The sequence below is a fragment of the Mycobacterium shunyiense genome (genome assembly GCF_058270075.1).
On sequence record NZ_JBZDPU010000013.1, the window covers coordinates 119,446 to 136,029 of the forward strand.

Annotated in this window: 19 protein-coding genes, 4 tRNA genes and 1 pseudogene; 11 read left to right on the forward strand and 13 right to left on the reverse strand. The window is 64.4% G+C overall.

What is annotated here, in order from left to right; all coding sequences use genetic code 11:
• Positions 1-5: 5 nt before the first annotated feature.
• Positions 6-875 carry a polysaccharide deacetylase family protein gene (locus tag AC4ELH_RS10235; protein WP_064879260.1) on the reverse strand — a complete coding sequence of 290 codons (870 nt, stop codon included), beginning with the start codon at positions 873-875 and terminating at the stop codon, positions 6-8.
• 59 nt (positions 876-934) lie between these two features.
• Here AC4ELH_RS10235 and AC4ELH_RS10240 point away from each other — a divergent pair, with 59 nt between their 5' ends.
• Positions 935-1,291: a MerR family transcriptional regulator gene (locus tag AC4ELH_RS10240; protein WP_498884351.1), complete on the forward strand. Its 357-nt coding sequence runs from the start codon at positions 935-937 to the stop codon at positions 1,289-1,291.
• Position 1,292: 1 nt separating this feature from the next.
• Here the strand turns inward: AC4ELH_RS10240 and AC4ELH_RS10245 are convergent, their stop codons facing one another.
• Positions 1,293-1,697 (reverse strand): DUF302 domain-containing protein, encoded by a 405-nt coding sequence (locus tag AC4ELH_RS10245; protein ID WP_064879256.1) that lies wholly within the window; start codon positions 1,695-1,697, stop codon positions 1,293-1,295.
• 184 nt (positions 1,698-1,881) lie between these two features.
• Here AC4ELH_RS10245 and trxA point away from each other — a divergent pair, with 184 nt between their 5' ends.
• Together trxA and AC4ELH_RS10255 are read left to right on the forward strand one after the other, a co-directional pair.
• A complete protein-coding gene (trxA, locus tag AC4ELH_RS10250; protein WP_463792156.1) occupies positions 1,882-2,265 on the forward strand; it encodes a thioredoxin in 384 nt (127 codons plus the stop codon).
• A gap of 123 nt (positions 2,266-2,388) precedes the next feature.
• The gene (locus AC4ELH_RS10255) at positions 2,389-3,105 is read left to right on the forward strand and encodes a TVP38/TMEM64 family protein (protein WP_498884353.1); all 717 of its coding nucleotides are present in this window, start codon (positions 2,389-2,391) and stop codon (positions 3,103-3,105) included.
• Between the two features lie 3 nt (positions 3,106-3,108).
• On the opposite strand, the gene AC4ELH_RS10260 is transcribed toward AC4ELH_RS10255, so the two are convergent.
• Positions 3,109-5,514: a Tex family protein gene (locus AC4ELH_RS10260; RefSeq protein WP_463792154.1), complete on the reverse strand. Its 2,406-nt coding sequence runs from the start codon at positions 5,512-5,514 to the stop codon at positions 3,109-3,111.
• 105 nt (positions 5,515-5,619) lie between these two features.
• Positions 5,620-5,694 (reverse strand) — tRNA-Val (locus tag AC4ELH_RS10265).
• Between the two features lie 211 nt (positions 5,695-5,905).
• Between AC4ELH_RS10265 and AC4ELH_RS10270 the strand changes: the two genes are divergently transcribed.
• From AC4ELH_RS10270 to AC4ELH_RS10285, 4 genes are all read left to right on the forward strand, one after another.
• A complete protein-coding gene (locus tag AC4ELH_RS10270; protein ID WP_498884355.1) occupies positions 5,906-6,316 on the forward strand; it encodes a hypothetical protein in 411 nt (136 codons plus the stop codon).
• Between the two features lie 109 nt (positions 6,317-6,425).
• Positions 6,426-6,498 (forward strand) — tRNA-Gly (locus tag AC4ELH_RS10275).
• Between the two features lie 31 nt (positions 6,499-6,529).
• Positions 6,530-6,603, forward strand: a tRNA-Cys gene (locus AC4ELH_RS10280).
• 16 nt (positions 6,604-6,619) lie between these two features.
• Positions 6,620-6,694, forward strand: a tRNA-Val gene (locus AC4ELH_RS10285).
• Here AC4ELH_RS10285 and AC4ELH_RS10290 read toward each other — a convergent pair.
• A pseudogene (locus AC4ELH_RS10290) lies at positions 6,665-6,762 on the reverse strand (hypothetical protein); the annotation flags it as partial. The gene AC4ELH_RS10285 and the pseudogene AC4ELH_RS10290 overlap by 30 nt on opposite strands.
• Positions 6,763-7,073: 311 nt before the next feature.
• Here AC4ELH_RS10290 and AC4ELH_RS10295 point away from each other — a divergent pair.
• The 3 genes from AC4ELH_RS10295 to AC4ELH_RS10305 are packed head-to-tail and all read left to right on the forward strand — an operon-like array spanning position 7,074 to position 8,862.
• Positions 7,074-7,340, forward strand: a complete 267-nt coding sequence (locus tag AC4ELH_RS10295; protein ID WP_498884357.1) for a hypothetical protein — start codon at positions 7,074-7,076, stop codon at positions 7,338-7,340.
• Positions 7,341-7,369: 29 nt separating this feature from the next.
• Positions 7,370-8,248: a zinc finger domain-containing protein gene (locus AC4ELH_RS10300; protein WP_498884359.1), complete on the forward strand. Its 879-nt coding sequence runs from the start codon at positions 7,370-7,372 to the stop codon at positions 8,246-8,248.
• Positions 8,245-8,862 carry a hypothetical protein gene (locus AC4ELH_RS10305; RefSeq protein WP_498884360.1) on the forward strand — a complete coding sequence of 206 codons (618 nt, stop codon included), beginning with the start codon at positions 8,245-8,247 and terminating at the stop codon, positions 8,860-8,862. The genes AC4ELH_RS10300 and AC4ELH_RS10305 overlap by 4 nt, the downstream gene beginning before the upstream one ends.
• Before the next feature lie 335 nt (positions 8,863-9,197).
• Here AC4ELH_RS10305 and AC4ELH_RS10310 read toward each other — a convergent pair whose 3' ends face one another.
• Positions 9,198-9,602 carry a hypothetical protein gene (locus AC4ELH_RS10310; protein ID WP_498884362.1) on the reverse strand — a complete coding sequence of 135 codons (405 nt, stop codon included), beginning with the start codon at positions 9,600-9,602 and terminating at the stop codon, positions 9,198-9,200.
• A 268-nt stretch (positions 9,603-9,870) separates the two neighbouring features.
• Here AC4ELH_RS10310 and AC4ELH_RS10315 point away from each other — a divergent pair, with 268 nt between their 5' ends.
• Positions 9,871-10,032 carry a hypothetical protein gene (locus AC4ELH_RS10315; protein ID WP_498884364.1) on the forward strand — a complete coding sequence of 54 codons (162 nt, stop codon included), beginning with the start codon at positions 9,871-9,873 and terminating at the stop codon, positions 10,030-10,032.
• A gap of 213 nt (positions 10,033-10,245) precedes the next feature.
• Here AC4ELH_RS10315 and AC4ELH_RS10320 read toward each other — a convergent pair whose 3' ends face one another.
• The 7 genes from AC4ELH_RS10320 to AC4ELH_RS10350 form a co-directional block, all read right to left on the reverse strand.
• Positions 10,246-13,986, reverse strand: coding sequence for a tape measure protein (locus tag AC4ELH_RS10320; protein WP_498884366.1), 3,741 nt, complete (start codon positions 13,984-13,986; stop codon positions 10,246-10,248).
• Between the two features lie 93 nt (positions 13,987-14,079).
• Positions 14,080-14,331 carry a hypothetical protein gene (locus tag AC4ELH_RS10325; RefSeq protein WP_498884368.1) on the reverse strand — a complete coding sequence of 84 codons (252 nt, stop codon included), beginning with the start codon at positions 14,329-14,331 and terminating at the stop codon, positions 14,080-14,082.
• Positions 14,332-14,352: 21 nt separating this feature from the next.
• Positions 14,353-14,685, reverse strand: a complete 333-nt coding sequence (locus tag AC4ELH_RS10330) for an HNH endonuclease (protein WP_498884370.1) — start codon at positions 14,683-14,685, stop codon at positions 14,353-14,355.
• Positions 14,686-14,921: 236 nt separating this feature from the next.
• Positions 14,922-15,167, reverse strand: a complete 246-nt coding sequence (locus AC4ELH_RS10335) for a DUF7302 family protein (protein WP_498884372.1) — start codon at positions 15,165-15,167, stop codon at positions 14,922-14,924.
• Between the two features lie 49 nt (positions 15,168-15,216).
• A complete protein-coding gene (locus tag AC4ELH_RS10340) occupies positions 15,217-15,867 on the reverse strand; it encodes a hypothetical protein (protein ID WP_498884373.1) in 651 nt (216 codons plus the stop codon).
• Positions 15,864-16,283: a helix-turn-helix domain-containing protein gene (locus AC4ELH_RS10345; protein ID WP_498884375.1), complete on the reverse strand. Its 420-nt coding sequence runs from the start codon at positions 16,281-16,283 to the stop codon at positions 15,864-15,866. Before AC4ELH_RS10345 ends, AC4ELH_RS10340 begins: the two co-directional genes overlap by 4 nt.
• Positions 16,267-16,575 carry a hypothetical protein gene (locus tag AC4ELH_RS10350; protein WP_498884377.1) on the reverse strand — a complete coding sequence of 103 codons (309 nt, stop codon included), beginning with the start codon at positions 16,573-16,575 and terminating at the stop codon, positions 16,267-16,269. The genes AC4ELH_RS10345 and AC4ELH_RS10350 overlap by 17 nt, the downstream gene beginning before the upstream one ends.
• Positions 16,576-16,584 lie beyond the last annotated feature (9 nt).

The following is a 16,584-nucleotide window of genomic DNA, read 5'->3' on the forward strand; positions in this document are numbered from 1 at the left end:
TGCGGCTATTGGCGTTCGCAATCATTCCGCACATGCGCGGCGATCTCGTCACTGGTCGTCAACCACACGTCGGGTTGAGCGGCCAGAAACTGCAGAACCTGATCGAAGTACTTGTGCCGGAACGGTTGCCCGATCACGAACGGGTGCAGCGCCAGGGCCATCACCCGACCGCTGGTGGCCGAATCCGCGTGTAGCTGCTCATACTGATCGATCACCATCTGCACGAATTCACCCCCGGTGAAACCTTTCCCGAAGATCAGTAGGTCGTTGAGCTCGACCGAATACGGCACACTGAGCATGCCAGGGACCGTCAGCGGATAGGGCTGGTCATCGTTGGTCCAATCGAGGACATAGTGAAAACCGAGTTCGGCCAACAGGTCCGGAGTGTGCGCGGTTTCGGTCAGGCCTGGCCCCATCCAGCCCAGCGGGCGCCGGCCCGTCGCATCGGCGATGTCGTCGGCGATCGAGGTGAGAATCCGACGCTCCTCGTCGACAGCCAACCCGGTGTGCAGAATCGAGTTGGTCTGCCCGTGCGCCAGCCATGCCCAGTTCCGTTCCACACCGGCGGCGACGATCTGCGGATGATGCTCGATGACGGCCGTGTTCAGCAGCACACTGGGACGAATACCGTGCCGGTCGAGGGTGTCGATGGTGCGCCAAATCCCCACCCGCGCGCCGTAATCCCGCCAGCCGTAGTTGAGCGCATCCGGGGTCAGCTCCGCTGTCCCCGGCCAGATGCTCGTCGAGGGCCGATCGACGAGGAAGTGCTCGACGTTGAGCCCGATGTACACCGCCACTCTCGCGCCACCGGGCCAACAGATCGGCGGGCGTTCAGTGATCGGGCTGTAGGCGAAAGGCGGTTGCGACGTGGTCATGGCGAACCTTACGAGCTCACACCAATGTCAGGGTCAAGTCGCGTGGGTATAACTGGCATATGCGCATAGGCGAACTCGCACGTCGCACCGGGGTCAGCCAACGGTCGTTGCGCTATTACGAAGAGCAGGGACTGTTGGCGTCCGACCGCACGTCTGGTGGGCAACGCGAGTATCCGGAGAAGGCTGTCGACCGCGTGATCCGCATCCAAGAGCTCTACGCCGCCGGGCTGCACAGTCGCACCATCTCGTCGCTCCTACCGTGTATGCGCGACACCGACGGCGGACCGGCCCCTCAGGCCACGCCCCGGCTCCTCAGCGAGCTGACCGCCGAACGCAACCGGCTCGAGCAGGCAATCAGGAACCTGTCGACCTCACGCGAGATTCTCGACGGCGTGATCGACGCGGCCTCGGAGTGATCTAAAGACTGTCGAGCGCCGCCTGCAGGCGTCGGCCGACCTCGGCTGCGATATCGGCCAGCGCCGGCTCGTCGGTCACCTCGGCCATCAGGTTGGGGTTCATCGCCTCGACGACGACCACCGCATCACCCTCAGGCCCCGTGCGCAACACCACATTGCACGGCAACAGCACGCCGATCGGTGGGTATGCACCGAGTGCCTTCTGGGCGAACTGAGGATTGCAGGCGCCCAGGATCAGATAGTCTCCCACCTCGTCACCGGCACCACCGCCCAGTTTGGCGTTGAGCGTGGCCCTGATGTCGATCTCGGTCAACACACCGAATCCCTGCTCGGCGAGCGCGTCTCGCGTACGAGCGACAGCCTCGTCGAACGGGCCTCTCGTGGTGGCCACCATCGCGATGTCCATCTCTCGATTCCTTTCGTCCCATACCAAGCGAGTGCCCATTCTGCCGCCACGCTACCCGCGGATACATCGCCCAGAGGGCGGAACGAGGCCACGGAATAAATACCCCTGGGGGTATGTTGGAAGTGGTCGAACGAATCGACCTGCGGACATCGCCGGCACTTCAACGCAAGACAAGGAGATCAGAATGACCACCCGAAACATCGGCTACGCGGATTTCGAGTCCACGATCCGGGACAACGACATCGTGCTCGTCGACTTCTGGGCTTCTTGGTGTGGCCCATGCCGCGCTTTCGCGCCGACCTTCGAGCGGTCGGCCACCAACCACCCCGAGATCGTGCATGCCAAGGTCGACACCGAGCAGGAACAAGAGTTGGCGGCGCTGATGGAAATCCGGTCCATCCCCACCATCGCGGCCTTCCGCGAGGGCGTCCTGGTCTTCAGCCAGCCCGGGGTTCTGCCGCCGGCGGCACTCGAGGATCTGATCTCGCAGGTCGCAGCACTCGACATGGACCAGGTCCGGGCCACCGTCGCAGCCCGGAAAGCCAAGAGTCACAGCGCCGCGAGCTGAACAAGGAGGATCGACAGCCTAGGACGGCTGCGCCAAGACGCCGCGCTGCAGCTGTGGCAACCCGACGGCAGGTGACCGCGCCCCGCGATGACGGTACGGCCGTGGGGAAGAATCGTGGGCGCCATGACTGACGACGACGATCCCCCCGCCATCAGCCGGCGGCCGCACATCCTGCGGCTCGTCGCGTTCGCGGCCTTTCTGTTCGGCCTTTTCTATCTCGTGGCCGTCGCGCGCGTGATCGACGTCGACGACATCCGGGCCCTGGTCGCCTCGACGGGGCCCGCCGCACCGCTGGCGTATGTCGTGGTGTCGGCCTGCCTCGGCGCACTGTTCGTGCCGGGCCCGATCCTGGCCGCGGGCAGCGGGGTGTTGTTCGGTCCGGTGTTGGGCACCTTCGTGACCTTGGGCGCGACGGTGGGCACCGCGGTGGTGGCCAGCCTGATCGGGCGACGCGCCGGCCGCGACAGCGCCCGGGCTCTGCTCGGGGCGCAACGGGCCGATCGGCTGGACCATCAGATCGAACGGGGTGGTCTGTGGGCGGTGGTCGGACAGCGGTTCGTCCCCGGATTGTCCGACGCCCTGGCGTCCTATGCGTTCGGAGCCTTCGGGGTGCCGTTGTGGCAGATGGCAGTCGGGGCGTTCATCGGCTCGGTGCCGCGCGCCTTCGTCTACACCGCGCTGGGCGCGTCGATCGGTGATCTGTCGGCCCCGCTTGCCTACACCGCGATCGGGGTGTGGTGTGTCACCGCCGTCGTCGGGGCGTTCGCCGCCCACCGCGGCTACCGCTCCTGGCGCCGCCACCACTCCGGGGCCGATCAGGCCCCGGAGCAGACGCCCTAACCGCTACTTACCGAAGCCGGCGTTGCGCAGCGCCTCGGCCATCGAGCCCATCGGCTGATTCGAGTCCCGGCGGCCGGAGTTGTTGCCGCGGTTCTGATTTCGCCGGTCACCGCCGCGCCCTTGATTTCCGCGACCTTGATTACCGCCACCGTCACGACGGTTCTGGCCACCCTGGCCGCCACGATCGTTGCGGTCGGGTCGCTTTCCCTGCTGCGGAGTGTCGTTGAGCCGCAGGGTCAGTCCGATCCGCTGCCGCTCCACGTCGACCTCGACCACCTTGACCTTGACCACCTGGCCCGACTTCACCACTTCATGCGGGTCGGAGATGAACCGGTCGGCCATCGCCGAGACGTGCACCAGACCGTCCTGGTGCACGCCCACGTCGACGAACGCGCCGAAGGCGGCCACGTTGGTCACCACGCCCTCGAGCACCATGCCGGGCTTGAGGTCGGCGACCTTCTCGACCCCGGCGGCAAAGGTGGCAGTGGAGAACGCCGGCCGGGGATCACGCCCGGGCTTCTCCAGTTCGGCCAGGATGTCGGTCACGGTGGGCACACCGAACCGCTCGTCGGCGAAGTCGGCGGGCTTGAGCCCCCGCAGGGTGCGTTCGTCACCGATGAGCTCGGCGAGCGTGACGTTGGAACGGTCAAGGATGCGCCGCACCACCGGGTAGGACTCCGGGTGCACACCCGAGGCGTCCAGCGGATCCTCACCGTCGCGGATCCGGAGGAAGCCCGCACACTGTTCGAAGGCCTTGGGACCCAGGCGCGGAACGTCCAGCAGCGCCTTGCGGCTGCGGAAGGCACCGGCGCTCTCACGGTGGGCCACGATGGCCTCGGCCAGGGATTCGGTAACTCCCGACACCCGGGCCAACAGCGGCACCGAGGCGGTGTTGAGATCCACACCCACCGCGTTCACCGCGTCTTCGACGACGGCATTGAGGCTGCGCGCCAGCGAGCCCGGCGTCACGTCGTGCTGGTACTGCCCCACCCCGATCGACTTCGGGTCGATCTTGACCAGCTCGGCCAGCGGATCCTGCAGACGTCGGGCGATCGAGACTGCGCCGCGCAGGGTCACGTCGAGGTTGGGCATCTCCCGGGCCGCGTATTCGGACGCCGAGTACACCGAGGCGCCGGCCTCGCTGACCATGGCCTTCGCCGGCGCTTTTGCCCCAGCTGACCGGATGTCGGCGATCAGCTCACCGGCCAACGCGTCGGTCTCGCGCGAGGCGGTGCCGTTGCCGACGGCGATCAACTCGACGTTGTGCCGGGCGATCAGCGCCGCCAGAGTGGCCTTGGCCTGGTCCCACTGCTTCTGCGGCTGGTGCGGGAAGATCGCGCAGGTGTCGACCACCTTGCCGGTGGCGTCGACGACGGCAACCTTGACGCCCGTGCGGAAACCCGGATCCAGACCGAGGGTGGCGCGGGTGCCGGCCGGCGCAGCCAGCAGCAGATCCTTGAGGTTGCGGGCGAACACGGCCACCGCCTCCTCCTCCGCACGCTGCCGAAGCCGGATGCGGGCGTCCACAGCGGCCGAGATCATCAGCTTGGCGCGCCAGGCCAACCGCACAGTGGTGGTCAGCCACGGAGTGGCGGGGGCCTTGGCAGCCATGTCGATGCCGAGGGACTGGGCGATCATCGCCTGGTAGAGGTCGTCCTCACCGCCGTCGAAGTTGAGCGACAGTGCCTGTTCCTTCTCGCCGCGCAGCACCGCGAGCACCCGGTGAGAAGGCATGTTCTCGAGCGGCTCGGAGAACTCGAAGTAGTCCCGGAATTTCTGCGCAGCAGGGCTTTTCGCCGCCTCATCCGACCACGGGCCGGTACGCAGTGAGCCGTCTTTCCAGAATTTCTCACGGGTCGCGCCGACCAACTCGGCATCCTCGGAGGCCCGTTCGATGATGATGTGACGGGCACCTTCCAGTGCGGCGGCCGCGTCGGCGACGTCGTCGTTGAGGAACTCGCCGGCCGCCTCGTCGGGCACCAGCGACGGATCGGCCAACAGCCGCTCCGCCAGCGGCTCCAGGCCGGCCTCCTTGGCGATCTGGGCCTTGGTGCGCCGCTTGGGCTTGTACGGCAGGTATATATCTTCGACCCGCGCCTTGGTGTCGGCGGCCATCAGGGCCGCCCTCAGCTCGTCGGTGAGCTTGCCCTGCTCCTCGATCGAAGCCAGCACGGCCTCCCGACGCTGGTCGAGCTCACGCAGGTAGCCGAGGCGTTCTTCGAGCGTGCGCAGCTGTCCGTCGTCGAGACTGCCGGTGACCTCCTTGCGGTACCGGGCGATGAACGGGACCGTCGCGCCCTCGTCCAGCAGCGCCACGGTGGCGACGACCTGCCCCTCGCCCACGGCGAGTTCCTCGGCCAGACGGGCAGTTACGGATTTGATGGTTCCGACGGTCACGCTCTGAGTCACGTCGGAGGACCCTACCGAATCGGACGGACAACACTCCGTCACCGCCGCGTGTGTGTCCGGCCACGAAAAAACGGCCCCGGATTTCTCCGAAGCCGCCTGAGGTGATGGTGGTCCCGGCTGGGTTCGAACCAGCGACCTTCCGCGTGTGAGGCGGACGCTCTCCCACTGAGCTACGAGACCGTGGGAACGACGTCGAACACTAGCACGCGTTTCCGGTCAGACCCGAATCGGTATCCACCCGATCGACTTGTTTGATTTGCCAAATATGCACGCCGATGCGGGCGTATGGTCACCCGTCATGGTTCACCTGCAGGTCCGCTGGCCGGCGGTCAGCAGCGCAGTTTTTGCTGCTAGTGCACTATTTTCCGGCTGCCACAGCGCCCCAGGCGCCATGACAGATCAGGCCCCGGTCGTAACGCCCAACATCCTGAGCGTCGCCGACCTGGTGAACCGGCAGGTCACGGGGCCGACGAGCTTCGACTCGCCGTCGGGCAACGTGCGGTGCTACCTCGATACCGCGACGGCGCGTTGCGACGTCATCGAACGTAACTGGGCCCCGCCCCTGCGACCGGCCAGTTGCGCGTTCGACTACGGCCACGGGATCACGCTGAGCCCCGGGCGCTCCGCGCAATTCGCATGCGCCGGCGACGCCGCGCCGCGCGCGGACCTCCAACTGGCCGACCGAGACTCGATCACCGCAGGAACGCTGCGCTGCGAGGGCACTGCGACAGGCATCACATGTCTCGACGTGAAGAGCCGCCACGGGTTCACCCTCTCCCGGCAGGCCTATCACCTGTTCTGAAACACCGTTTTTGGCCGCGCTTTGCCCTCCCGTAATGGGGATTTGTGTCTGCGCACGTCGGTGGACTAATGTTCTGCATCGCGACGGGCGACGATCTCGCTCGTGGCGCGCGGATGTAGCGCAGTTGGTAGCGCATCACCTTGCCAAGGTGAGGGTCGCGGGTTCGAATCCCGTCATCCGCTCGAAGGTGCGATTTGTGGCATCAACCCCAGTGGTGGAGTGGCCGAGTGGTGAGGCAACGGCCTGCAAAGCCGTGCACACGGGTTCGATTCCCGTCTCCACCTCCAAGAAGGTTTTCGACCCGCGCGATTAGCTCAGCGGGAGAGCGCTTCCCTGACACGGAAGAGGTCACTGGTTCAATCCCAGTATCGCGCACCATTTCTCACCAGCGGTTTCCAGTCTGGAAAATCAGACCGTGAACTATATGTGAACTGGTCGCAGCACACGTGAGCGCTAGCCCTGACGAAGGGCAAGCCATCGATGTCCCGGCCACCACTTCCCTGGGTCCGCGCACCACCAACTCAAAGCAGTGAGTGACAGAACGTCACTCACTGCTTTTGTCGTCTGCGCGTTTTGAACGGGGCGGTTGCCGCTGCCCCCCTTAACGAAGAAAGCGGCCCCTTGCCGGGGGCCGCCTTCTGAAATCTTCGCCCCGTTACCAGCGGGGATTCAACGCAACACACAGGAGCGTACTCCTATGCGCAAAAACAGCGCAACACATTCCCGCCCATCTGTTTGCCGTCACTGCACGGCGCCTGTGCCCGCCGGTCAGGATGTGTGCAACTTCTGCTCGAACTACACCCCACCCACGACGATCGCTCAGCGTCTCGATGTCCTGGTCAACAAGGTCGACTTGATCCGGCACGACGGCAACGCGGAGTTGCAGGCGCTTCCCGCCGATGCCCCGCTGTTCGCCGTGACTGATCTGGTCGCTGCCCTCGGGCACCTTCGGCAGGCCGCGGTGCTGTTGGACAAGGCCAACGACTGCCTTGAAGCCGATGCAGGGGCGGAGGCCGTCCGATGACTACGGCTTACAACCCCAACAAAGAGGTCGTGGAGCGGCTGGAGCGGGCGCTGAAGCACCGCTGCCCCTTCTGCCATGTGAACCCAGGCCAAGCATGCCGAACCCAGCGCGGTCGAGGCGTCGAGCTCGACCAGCCCCACTCTCGGCGCATCGACCTCACTAGACCGGCCGAACAGCGCGGACCGGCCGCACGGGTGGATGCGCTCTGCTGTGAATGCGGCAATCAACGGACTGTGAGTTCGGACTACCGCCGTTGGCAGGATCCGAACGACGGCCGCAGCGACCAAGGAAAGAAGGAGGGCTGGCGACAGACGACGTCACTCAAGTGCGATGCGTGTGGGGTGCGCACCCGGCACGCCGTTCTCAATCGCCCAGGACCGCATCAAGACTGGGATGAACGCAGTCAACTCATTGCGCTTGGCGATCCCGACACCAGCAAGTACCCGTTGGGTGGTGAGTCCATTGCGCGACTCCGCCGGGAGTACCGCCAACTGCTCCCCCGCAATCCCTATCTTCGACACCGCTATTGGACAAAGGAGGCCCAGGCGGCTTGGGACGACGGCACCAAGATGGTCACCGCCCTTTGTGGAGAGCCCATGACAATCCATGTCGACCCCAGCCGGCCATCGAAGGAGAAGGACCGCGAGAAGCCCGGGCACCTGATTGCCGACCAGCTCAGCGACACCGAATACGAGGACCCCGAAACGGGCATGTGGTGGGTCGACATGGATTGCGTGGACTGCTGCCGAGTCTCCAACCGCAACCACTGGGCGCATCAACGCAAGCGACTCGCGTGGTTCCTCACGCACTTCGTGTGGAACCCCGAACTGGTCCCAGACTCGCATGTCGGTGGTTTGATCGAGACTCTCGAGAAGCTGTACGACCAAGCCAAGAAGGAGACGCCGTGACAGAAGGGCAGACGTTCAAGAGCATGGACGAACTAGTCGCTGCCCACCTAACAGGCAACGGTGAACCTATCCCCATCAGCCAGGAGAATTTCAGCAGACTCCAGTCCCAATTGGAGGGGCAGCGGCTGCAGCAGGCGGTGGAGCGGGCCCGCGACGGAGAGACTGATTGGGAAGCGCTGCGGGACATGATGGGCAGCCACGAGTTGCCCACCCTTCTGTCGTACGTGTGGCGTCGACTGCCGCCTGAGCAGCTCATCAAGGCAGTGGGTGACACATGGGTGATGTGCGACGCCCCGGAAAAACACATGCCACGGCGTGAGTGGCTGCCGATTTTCCGGGCGGTTGGCTATCACGACGGCGACCAGAAGTCTGAGCCACCGGACCGGATCCAGTTGTGGCGCGGCGGGGTGCGGCGGACTGGGATGGCGTGGACCGCTGACCGGGAACGCGCCGTGTGGTTTCAAAAGCGGTTCGAAACCACCACACCCGCCAAGCTGTGGACCTTGACTGTTGGCCCCGACAGGTTGCTCGCGCACTACCACCAGGAGCACCGCAGCGAGGATGAGTATGTGATCGATTCGTCGGGCATCAAGCCGCGGGAGGTGTCCGACTAACGACTTGCGTTGAGAAACCCCGTCACGATCATCGTGACGGTTGCCCACGACTTGCGTTGAGAAACTCTCAATGCAAGGCCAGCCTCCGCGAGGGGTCGCGTTTCAAGCGCGACCCCTCGCGTCTTGCCAAAACGGCAAGGAGAGTTGCCACCACGAGCTGGTCGGTACCCACGGTTCACAAGCTGCACGGCTGTAACAGACGTGCAGACCGGTAGGGTGGCCATCATGGCAACCACGGGCGTTACACCGCGGATCGGATGAAAAGGCAATTGCCCGCCCGGCGAAATCGCCGTACGGCTTGACCCAGCCACGTTTCCCGGCGGCCGGGAAGATGATCAGACGCTCTGTTGGGTGACCACGACCCCGGTCCCGTCCTCAACAATCACCCAGTTGATCGGGCCAGCCGCGTAGGGTCCACCTGTCCTGACCAGGTTCACCACTCCGCGCTGAATCTTCTCTGCGGTCGCTTTATCGGAGCTGTCGATCTGGGCGCTAACGTGCAGATTCCCATCCTTGAAGCTAAAGCCCGTGACAGTCATCCCCCAGTTCGTATCACCGAAGTTACTACGGAAATCGCCCTCGATATCCGCGGTCGAAGCGGCTGGTGTCATCACCGCTGACACGGCCGCCTGTGGCGGCTTGGTCGATTCGGATGAAGGCGTGGACGCCGCATCATGCGGCGTTCCGCAGGCCGACACCGTGAAAACCGCCAGTAGAACGAATGCCATCTTCTTGATCATGTCGAGAATGTACAGACGGTTCACAGGTAACCACGGGCGTAATGGCCATAGTCGGGCCCCCACAAAAATCAGTGGCCCGCCATCTGGGAGCGGCCGTACGATCCCACAAGGTCGGGCGGTCCGTCCCTTATGGCAGGCGTGAATCGACCGCCAGGTAAAAAGACCATAGGGCGCTGGCGGGGACGGGCCCAAGTCGAAAGCCATCGTCAAGCCGCCCGACCCCCACAGATTTTACGGATATCCGTAATAGCACAGGAGGTGGGACACGATGAGCGCACTCGATGACGGCACGCTCGGAACTGAGGTCGTCACCGACCTGGCGGAACTCGCAAAATCCAGGGCCGCCTACCTGCGGGAGTACGACTACCGCCTTCCGTTGCAGGACGCTGAGCGTGCCGCTGGCCTCACCGAGGCTGACATTTGGAGCTGACGCCCACTGCCGGTGCCTGCCCAGAGTGCGGCGCCACACCCAGCCGATTCATCGACGGCAACCACCAACCCCACTGCAGCCAAGCACCACACTGCCCCCGCTGTGGCTGTGACCCCACCTCGGAGTGGCACGGCGCCAACGGATGCACACAAGCCAAGAAGACCTGACCGGCCAGGTTGCCGACGTCGGCAACCTGGCTGACCCAGCCTGCTCCTACATGGGCTTGACTGCATTCATTCCGGACCGTCCGTAGCTCTGCCAGGCGTGCGCATCGGCCTTCCTCAGTCCGGCCCTCGGTTCACCGGCGGAGATGCTGTAGTTCACGTTCGTGGTGTTGTTCGTGACCGGCCCTGGGGCGGCACCAGACCCCTGATGAATGGGCTGCCGCAAGCCGGCGTCGGGTAGCGGCTTGACGAGATCGCTGACACCCGGCAGCCCAATCGACGGGATGCCACCGCCACCGCCGCCGGGAAGGCCGACCACGTTGCCTTCGTCGCCGATCGGCATACCGGGCGACCAACCAGGCTGCTGAATGCCCAGCTTGCCTTCCAGCGCACCCTTGATCGGGCCGGAGAGTGTGTTGAAGGCAGCTTTGAGGGAGTTGGCGTTGGGTGAGTCGAACAGGTTCGCGAACCCGGGTATGCCAATGGATTCCATGACACCACCGAAGAGGCTGGATCCCAGGGACTTGCCGAGGTCCTGTACGCCGCTGTCGCTGGACTTCTCGGCCTTGGACGCCTCTTTGTCCTTCACCTCAGATAGGCGGGTCTCGGCCGCGGTTTGGCGTTCCTGCGCGGCGGTGAGCTTCTGCTCGGCCACGTCGCGCTTCTTCTCCGCGGCAGTGATCTTGTCGGCCGACGCGCCCTTCGCCTTGAGCGCATCGAGATCAGCGTTGGCCTTTTCGAGCGCGTTCTGCGCCGAAGCGGTAGACGCTTTCGCCGAGGTGACTGATGCCTGGGCGGACTGCACCCGCGCAGAGCTCCCGCCACCCTTGGAGGGATCCTCCCCATATCCAGCCAGAGCTATCCAGGCCCGGTTGGGGAACTCCGATGCCCCCGCGGCGCCGGCACCGTACTGGCCACCCCCGGACCGTCCACCCATCTCCACGTTGACGTTGCCGCCATCGGGATCCAGGATCGTACCCGCCGTATGCCCACCACCAGGGCCACCGTTCTTCCAACCCACCCAGTAGGCCGCGATCCCAGGGGGTGGGTCGCCCTGCTGGAACCCGCGCGCCAGGAGTGCCTGAGCCTCGTTGCCAGTGGAGAACCGACCATTCGCCCCGGTGATGAAGTTCGCAATCGCCGCCTGACCGCCACTGCAATCAGTGCCGGTGAGGCCAGCAGGACCGCCACGGACATAGCTGCCACCGGAAATCCCTGAGGCATACGACTTCAGCTCATCAACGGTGATCCCGCCGTCTGCTTTGCGATCGAGGCCGAACAGGCGGGCCACTTCCATCAGGATGGCCAGGGATCTGGGTCGTTTCGACTTGGCCAGTGGAATGTAGGCTTCCCCGCCGGTCTCCTCCTCGGCGAAGATCGTCCCTGCGCCACGCCCTGAATAGATGCCTGCCGATTGGGGCTTGTCGATGTAGCGCAGACCACCCTCTGCCATCGCGACGATCGCACCCCACGCACGTGTCGGCAACTTGAACGGATCAGCGGCCATGTTGTTCGGGTTCGGCGGCGCGGGTACCGCAGGCAGCGGCAACGAGCCGTGTCCGGCAAGCAGATTGTTGTACAGGGAGCCAAGCGTGCCCAGCTTGGCGATCGTGTCGTCGTACTTGGCCTGATCGACCTTGACGACAATCGTGCCGTCCCGATTCTGCTCCAGCTGGATGTGGAGTCCTCGAAGCTGAGCGAGTACCGAGTTAGCCAGGGGCGCGGCGAGGTGAATCGTGCCGTCCTTGTTGGCTTCGATCTGCGCGCCGGCCTGCTTCAGGATGTCAAGCGCCGCCTGCCCACCCTGCATGTTCAGGTTGAGCGGAATGTCCTTAGGCACAGCAGCGAAAGCGTTGGTCAGCTTGGCCGCAGCCTCCGGAACATCCACCCCCATGGCCTGACTCAGCGTTTGCAGCAGCGGGGCGGCCGTCTTGGCGTTGTCCGCCAATCCCAGTGTGGTGTCACGCAGGCTGGTTAGCTGCGTGACCGCGAGCTCCCCGCCGGGCCCGAGCGCGTTGAGCCGCCCAATCAGAGCGTCGAAATCGGGCTTCGCTCCGGTGACGATCGTGCTCAGCTGGTCGGTCGTCAGATTGAGCGTTTTGATCGACTCCGACATTGCCTTGATCTTGCCGTCGTCATAGGCGCCAGCCAGCTTGTCGGGAAGCTGGTTGATCAGCTCACCTACTGCACCAATCGACGCCGGGTTGACCGTGCCACCTGAGGACAGCAAGGCATCGTTGAGGGTCTTCTGCGCCTGGCTGGTCAGCTCCATCGCCGCGCGGCTGCGGTCCAGCGTCGCTGCGAGATTGGCTTGCGCATCCGCCGCGGACTGAGCGGCCCGCGCATGTTCGCCGAGGAGGTATGACACACCCGCGACTGCCGCCCCCACACCAGCGCCGACCGCCGCCCCGGCAGGTCCGAACAAGGACCCAACGGTGGCCCCACCGGCGATCGACGCTCCGAAGCCGAGTAGTTGCTCCCATCCACCGTCGGATGCTGATGCCAGGCCGCCGCCCGCGAGCGCTGTCAGACCAAGTTGGCTGCGCGCACTGCCCAGCCGCGCCATGGTGCCCCACGCGCCAGTGCGAGTTTTGCCGGGCAAGCTGTCCAGCTGGTCGCCGACCATACGGAGGTTCCGGATAAGCGAGGTGACGCCGCCGATGGTTTTCCACGCCGCGAACGCGATGGCTGTGTCGCGGATGAGTTTCGGGTGCTCGGTGAGGAACCCGGTCACATCACCGAGGTAGCCCGCGACGGTCTTTACGTCCTGGCCCACCTCAACGAACAGTTCGTGAATCTGCGGTCCGTGAGACGTGACCCACCCGTTGAGTTCGTCGAACCGCTTAGTCAACTGTTGAAAGGCCTCGGTGGGGCCTTCCAGTTCGCTGCCAGGTTTGCCGCCGAAGATGGCGGTGAGGAAGTTGGCGCCGACACGGGCGGTGGCAGCTTGGAAATTCTCGACTGCACCGTCGAACGATTGGCCCATCTTCTGCGCTGCGCCGCCGATGTGCTTGCTAATGGCCGCCTCGAATTGCTGCGAGTAGATCTTGCCGTCGGCCGCAAGCTTCTTCACGTCACCGGCGGCGACTCCCGCTTCTTCGCCGATCCACTGATAGATCGGAATGCCGCGGTCGGCCAACTGGTTCAGGTCATCGGTGTAGGCCTTCTGTCCGGTGCGGACCTGGTTGATGATCCGACCCATGTCCGACAGTGAGGATCCGGCGACAGCAGAAGCGTCGGCGGTGAGCTTGAGGTAGTTGGTCAGTTCCTCGCCGGGTTTGACCCCTGCTGCTACGGCATTGGCTGCGATGGTCGCTGCGTCGCCGAGGCCGTATGAGGTGCCTTTCACCGACGCCAGAGCAGAATCCATGATTTTGGCGACCGTGGCTGAATCATTGCCCAGGGCTTGGAGTTTGAAGCGGGCGGTGTCGATGGTCTTGAGCCGGTCAAACCCCTTGCTGAGGACTGCCGTCACCCCAGCCACCCCGACGGTCGCCGCGCCAGCCACACCGACCTTGAGGGCATTGCTCATCGCAGCGGAGCCGCGCCGGCCGGCGTCCGCCATCTTCCGCTCAAGCACGGAGAAATCAGAGGATTGCCCTGCGGCAGAGGAGAGCCGCGCCCCAAGAGACCGGCCCGCCGAAGCGCCCTCGTTGGCGAGCTTGGCACTGTCGATCTTGGGATTGATCTTCGCGTTGCGTTCAGCCTCATTGAGCGCCTTGGCGATGTCCCGCTTGAGGTGCTGACCGGACACCGCAAGGGTGATCCACGCCGAGGTTAATTCGGGCACGTCAAAGTCCTCCTACATCAGACCTTGGCTCTTGAATTATCTCACACAGACAACACTAAAGCGGTTGCCTGCAAACATATTTCGTCACAATGGTCACTCGCCCGACGACTTACGGAAACGGTTGGCGTCGAACGCGACCACCTTGCCGCCCTCCTTCTCCTTCGGCGGCCCCGCAGCCCGCAACCGCATGATCTCGGCCTTCGACCGCTCCAAAGCCGGATTCAAGTTCCCCCGAATCTGCGGCATCGCCTCAAACGCCTCAGAGAGCAGCTTGTAGCGCAACTCCGCCTCGGCAAGCTCGTCCTTGGCGTCCATCGCCTCATTCAACGACTCGTACTTAGCCACCCCGGACCACCCTTCAGATGCTCAGACGAACCGCGGATTGATGTACGTCGCACGAACCGGCACGGACTGCTTGACACCAGAGGACTTCGCACTGTTGCACTGGCGGCAGGCGCCCTGACAGTTGTCCAACGCATCAGCCTCGACTTGGGACCAGCCAAGGCGCTCAGCCTCATGGGAGCTGACGATGTGATCCACTTCAAACGAACGAGGATGCGGTGGCCGAGCGTCATAGTCGATCTCACCACCGAGCGCCTGGCAGTCGGCGGTGATTTGGAGAGCGCATGGAGCATCCCCATCGCGCCGGCGGACCTCAGCTCGGCGACGCGTACGGATCGTTTTCGAGGCGAACGGCATCAGTCAACGCTCTCTCTCAGTCAGCACAAGGGGGGGGTAGGGGTACCTCACACACACGGAGCCCTAGGCCCAGAGAGGTCGGTGGGATGGTGGCTTCGGGGACCTGCCCCTGGGGGGGTGCGGCGGCGGCGCAGGTGCTTCCTGTGGCGACCAGGAGGTGGTACCGAAGGAAGTCCTTTGCCTGCGAGCGAAAGGAGTAACCCCGCGGGTTTGACGCCGCCGCCGCTGGTCATGGGTTACGGCCGATCTGTCTCAGGAGCGGGTGTGTCGGCCTTCGCCGCGCGCTTCTGCTCGGCCTGCTTCGGCGGTTGTTCCACAGCGGGGACAGGCTCGTAGGTGCCGTCTGCGATCAGCCGTTCGGCTTTCGACTCACTGACGCAGACCTGGACGCCAGTTTGTGTGTTGCGCAGCCTGATCGTTACTGGTGGTGGTCGGTGGTCGGTTTCCTGCGGTGGTTGGGTGATCTGGGTGATGTCGAGCATGTTGTTCTCCTTCTGATGTGAGGTTTGTTGCGTTAGGTGCGGCGGGTGATCACCAGGTGCCGAAACCTTCGCGAAGTGGTCGGGCAGCTTGCGGTTTCGCGGCGGAGTTCAAGGCAGGAATGTTTGGCATGCCCGCGCTGTGAGGGAGGTTCAATGACGGCGGCATGTAGTGACTCAGGTTGAGGAAGCCGTTGTCGGTGTACTTGGCGAGGGCGGCGAGGTCGTCGAGGTCGCCGCGTGCGGCCGCGTTGCGTTCGAGGAAGTCCTGTTTGATGGAGGACCATCCTCGGACGAGTGCCCTTTCCAGCACGGCGGTGGCGAGTATGTTGTCGCCTGAGCGCTTTGCCGATTCGTAGAGTTCTGCGGCGTCGTCGCTGTCTTCGAGCTGGTGCGCGCGGGATTGTGCGTCGCGGAAGCTGACGACCTTGGCGGGATCGCTGCTGGCAGAGGATGATAGGCCGAAGAGTCGGCGCTCCAGTTTCTCTTTCACGCCTTTGATGGCGCCCTTCTCACGGGCGCGAAGGGCGTCGATCTGGTCGACTACCTCGGCGTGTAGTGGTTCCAGCCGTTCCCGCTTACCGGCGGGCGTGAGGGCTGGGTCTGATTCGACCTGGGCGTGTACGCGGGAGAATTCCTCGGCGAGTTGGCTGGCTTGGTTGCGGTAGCTCTGTACCTCGGTTTGTAGGTCTTCGAGGCTCATATCTTGTTCTCCTTCAGTGCGAGTGTGTTGCGGTCGATGAGCCAGCGGCTACCTGGCCGGACGGCTCGGAGTTGTCCGGTCTTGCACCATTTGCGGATGCATCGGTCGGTGACGTGTAGGGCTTTGGCCGCTTCGGTGGTGCTCATCCACCTTGTTGATTCTTCGCTATCACCTTGTAGCGCTGCATCATTCGTTCCGCTTTCGGACCAGCGGAGCGCGGAGAGGTGGAGCGCTGTGAGTGCGATGTAGGCGCCGGGGTCGGTGCCGCGCAGCCTGATTCGACGGTCGGGCGTCATGCCGATCTGTTGGTTGAGCCAGTGCGCTATGCGGGGTGGGATGATGGAGGATCCGTCGCTGGTGATGCGCTGGGCGATACGCACTTCCAGCGACGGGGTGGGGCTATTCGTCGTCGTCATGTTCCGCCTCGATGTCGGCTTCGACCCCGGCGAGCTGTAACTCCAGCACCATGAGTGTGTTGGGGCCGTGGGCTGCGGTGAGGGTTCCGATGGCGAACGCGGCGATACCGAAGAACAGCTTGGCTATGCAGTTCGGGCAGCCTCCGGTCTCTGTTTGTACGACGCGGAGAGGGTCGGCCGGTTCACCCGTGCCGGCCTTGAGCATGTCGATCATCACGCGCAGACCGCGGGCATTGGTGATCAAGCCTCCGCCTGGGTCGGTCGACGGGTCGCACAAGTGCGAATTGCTCACCAGTTCACC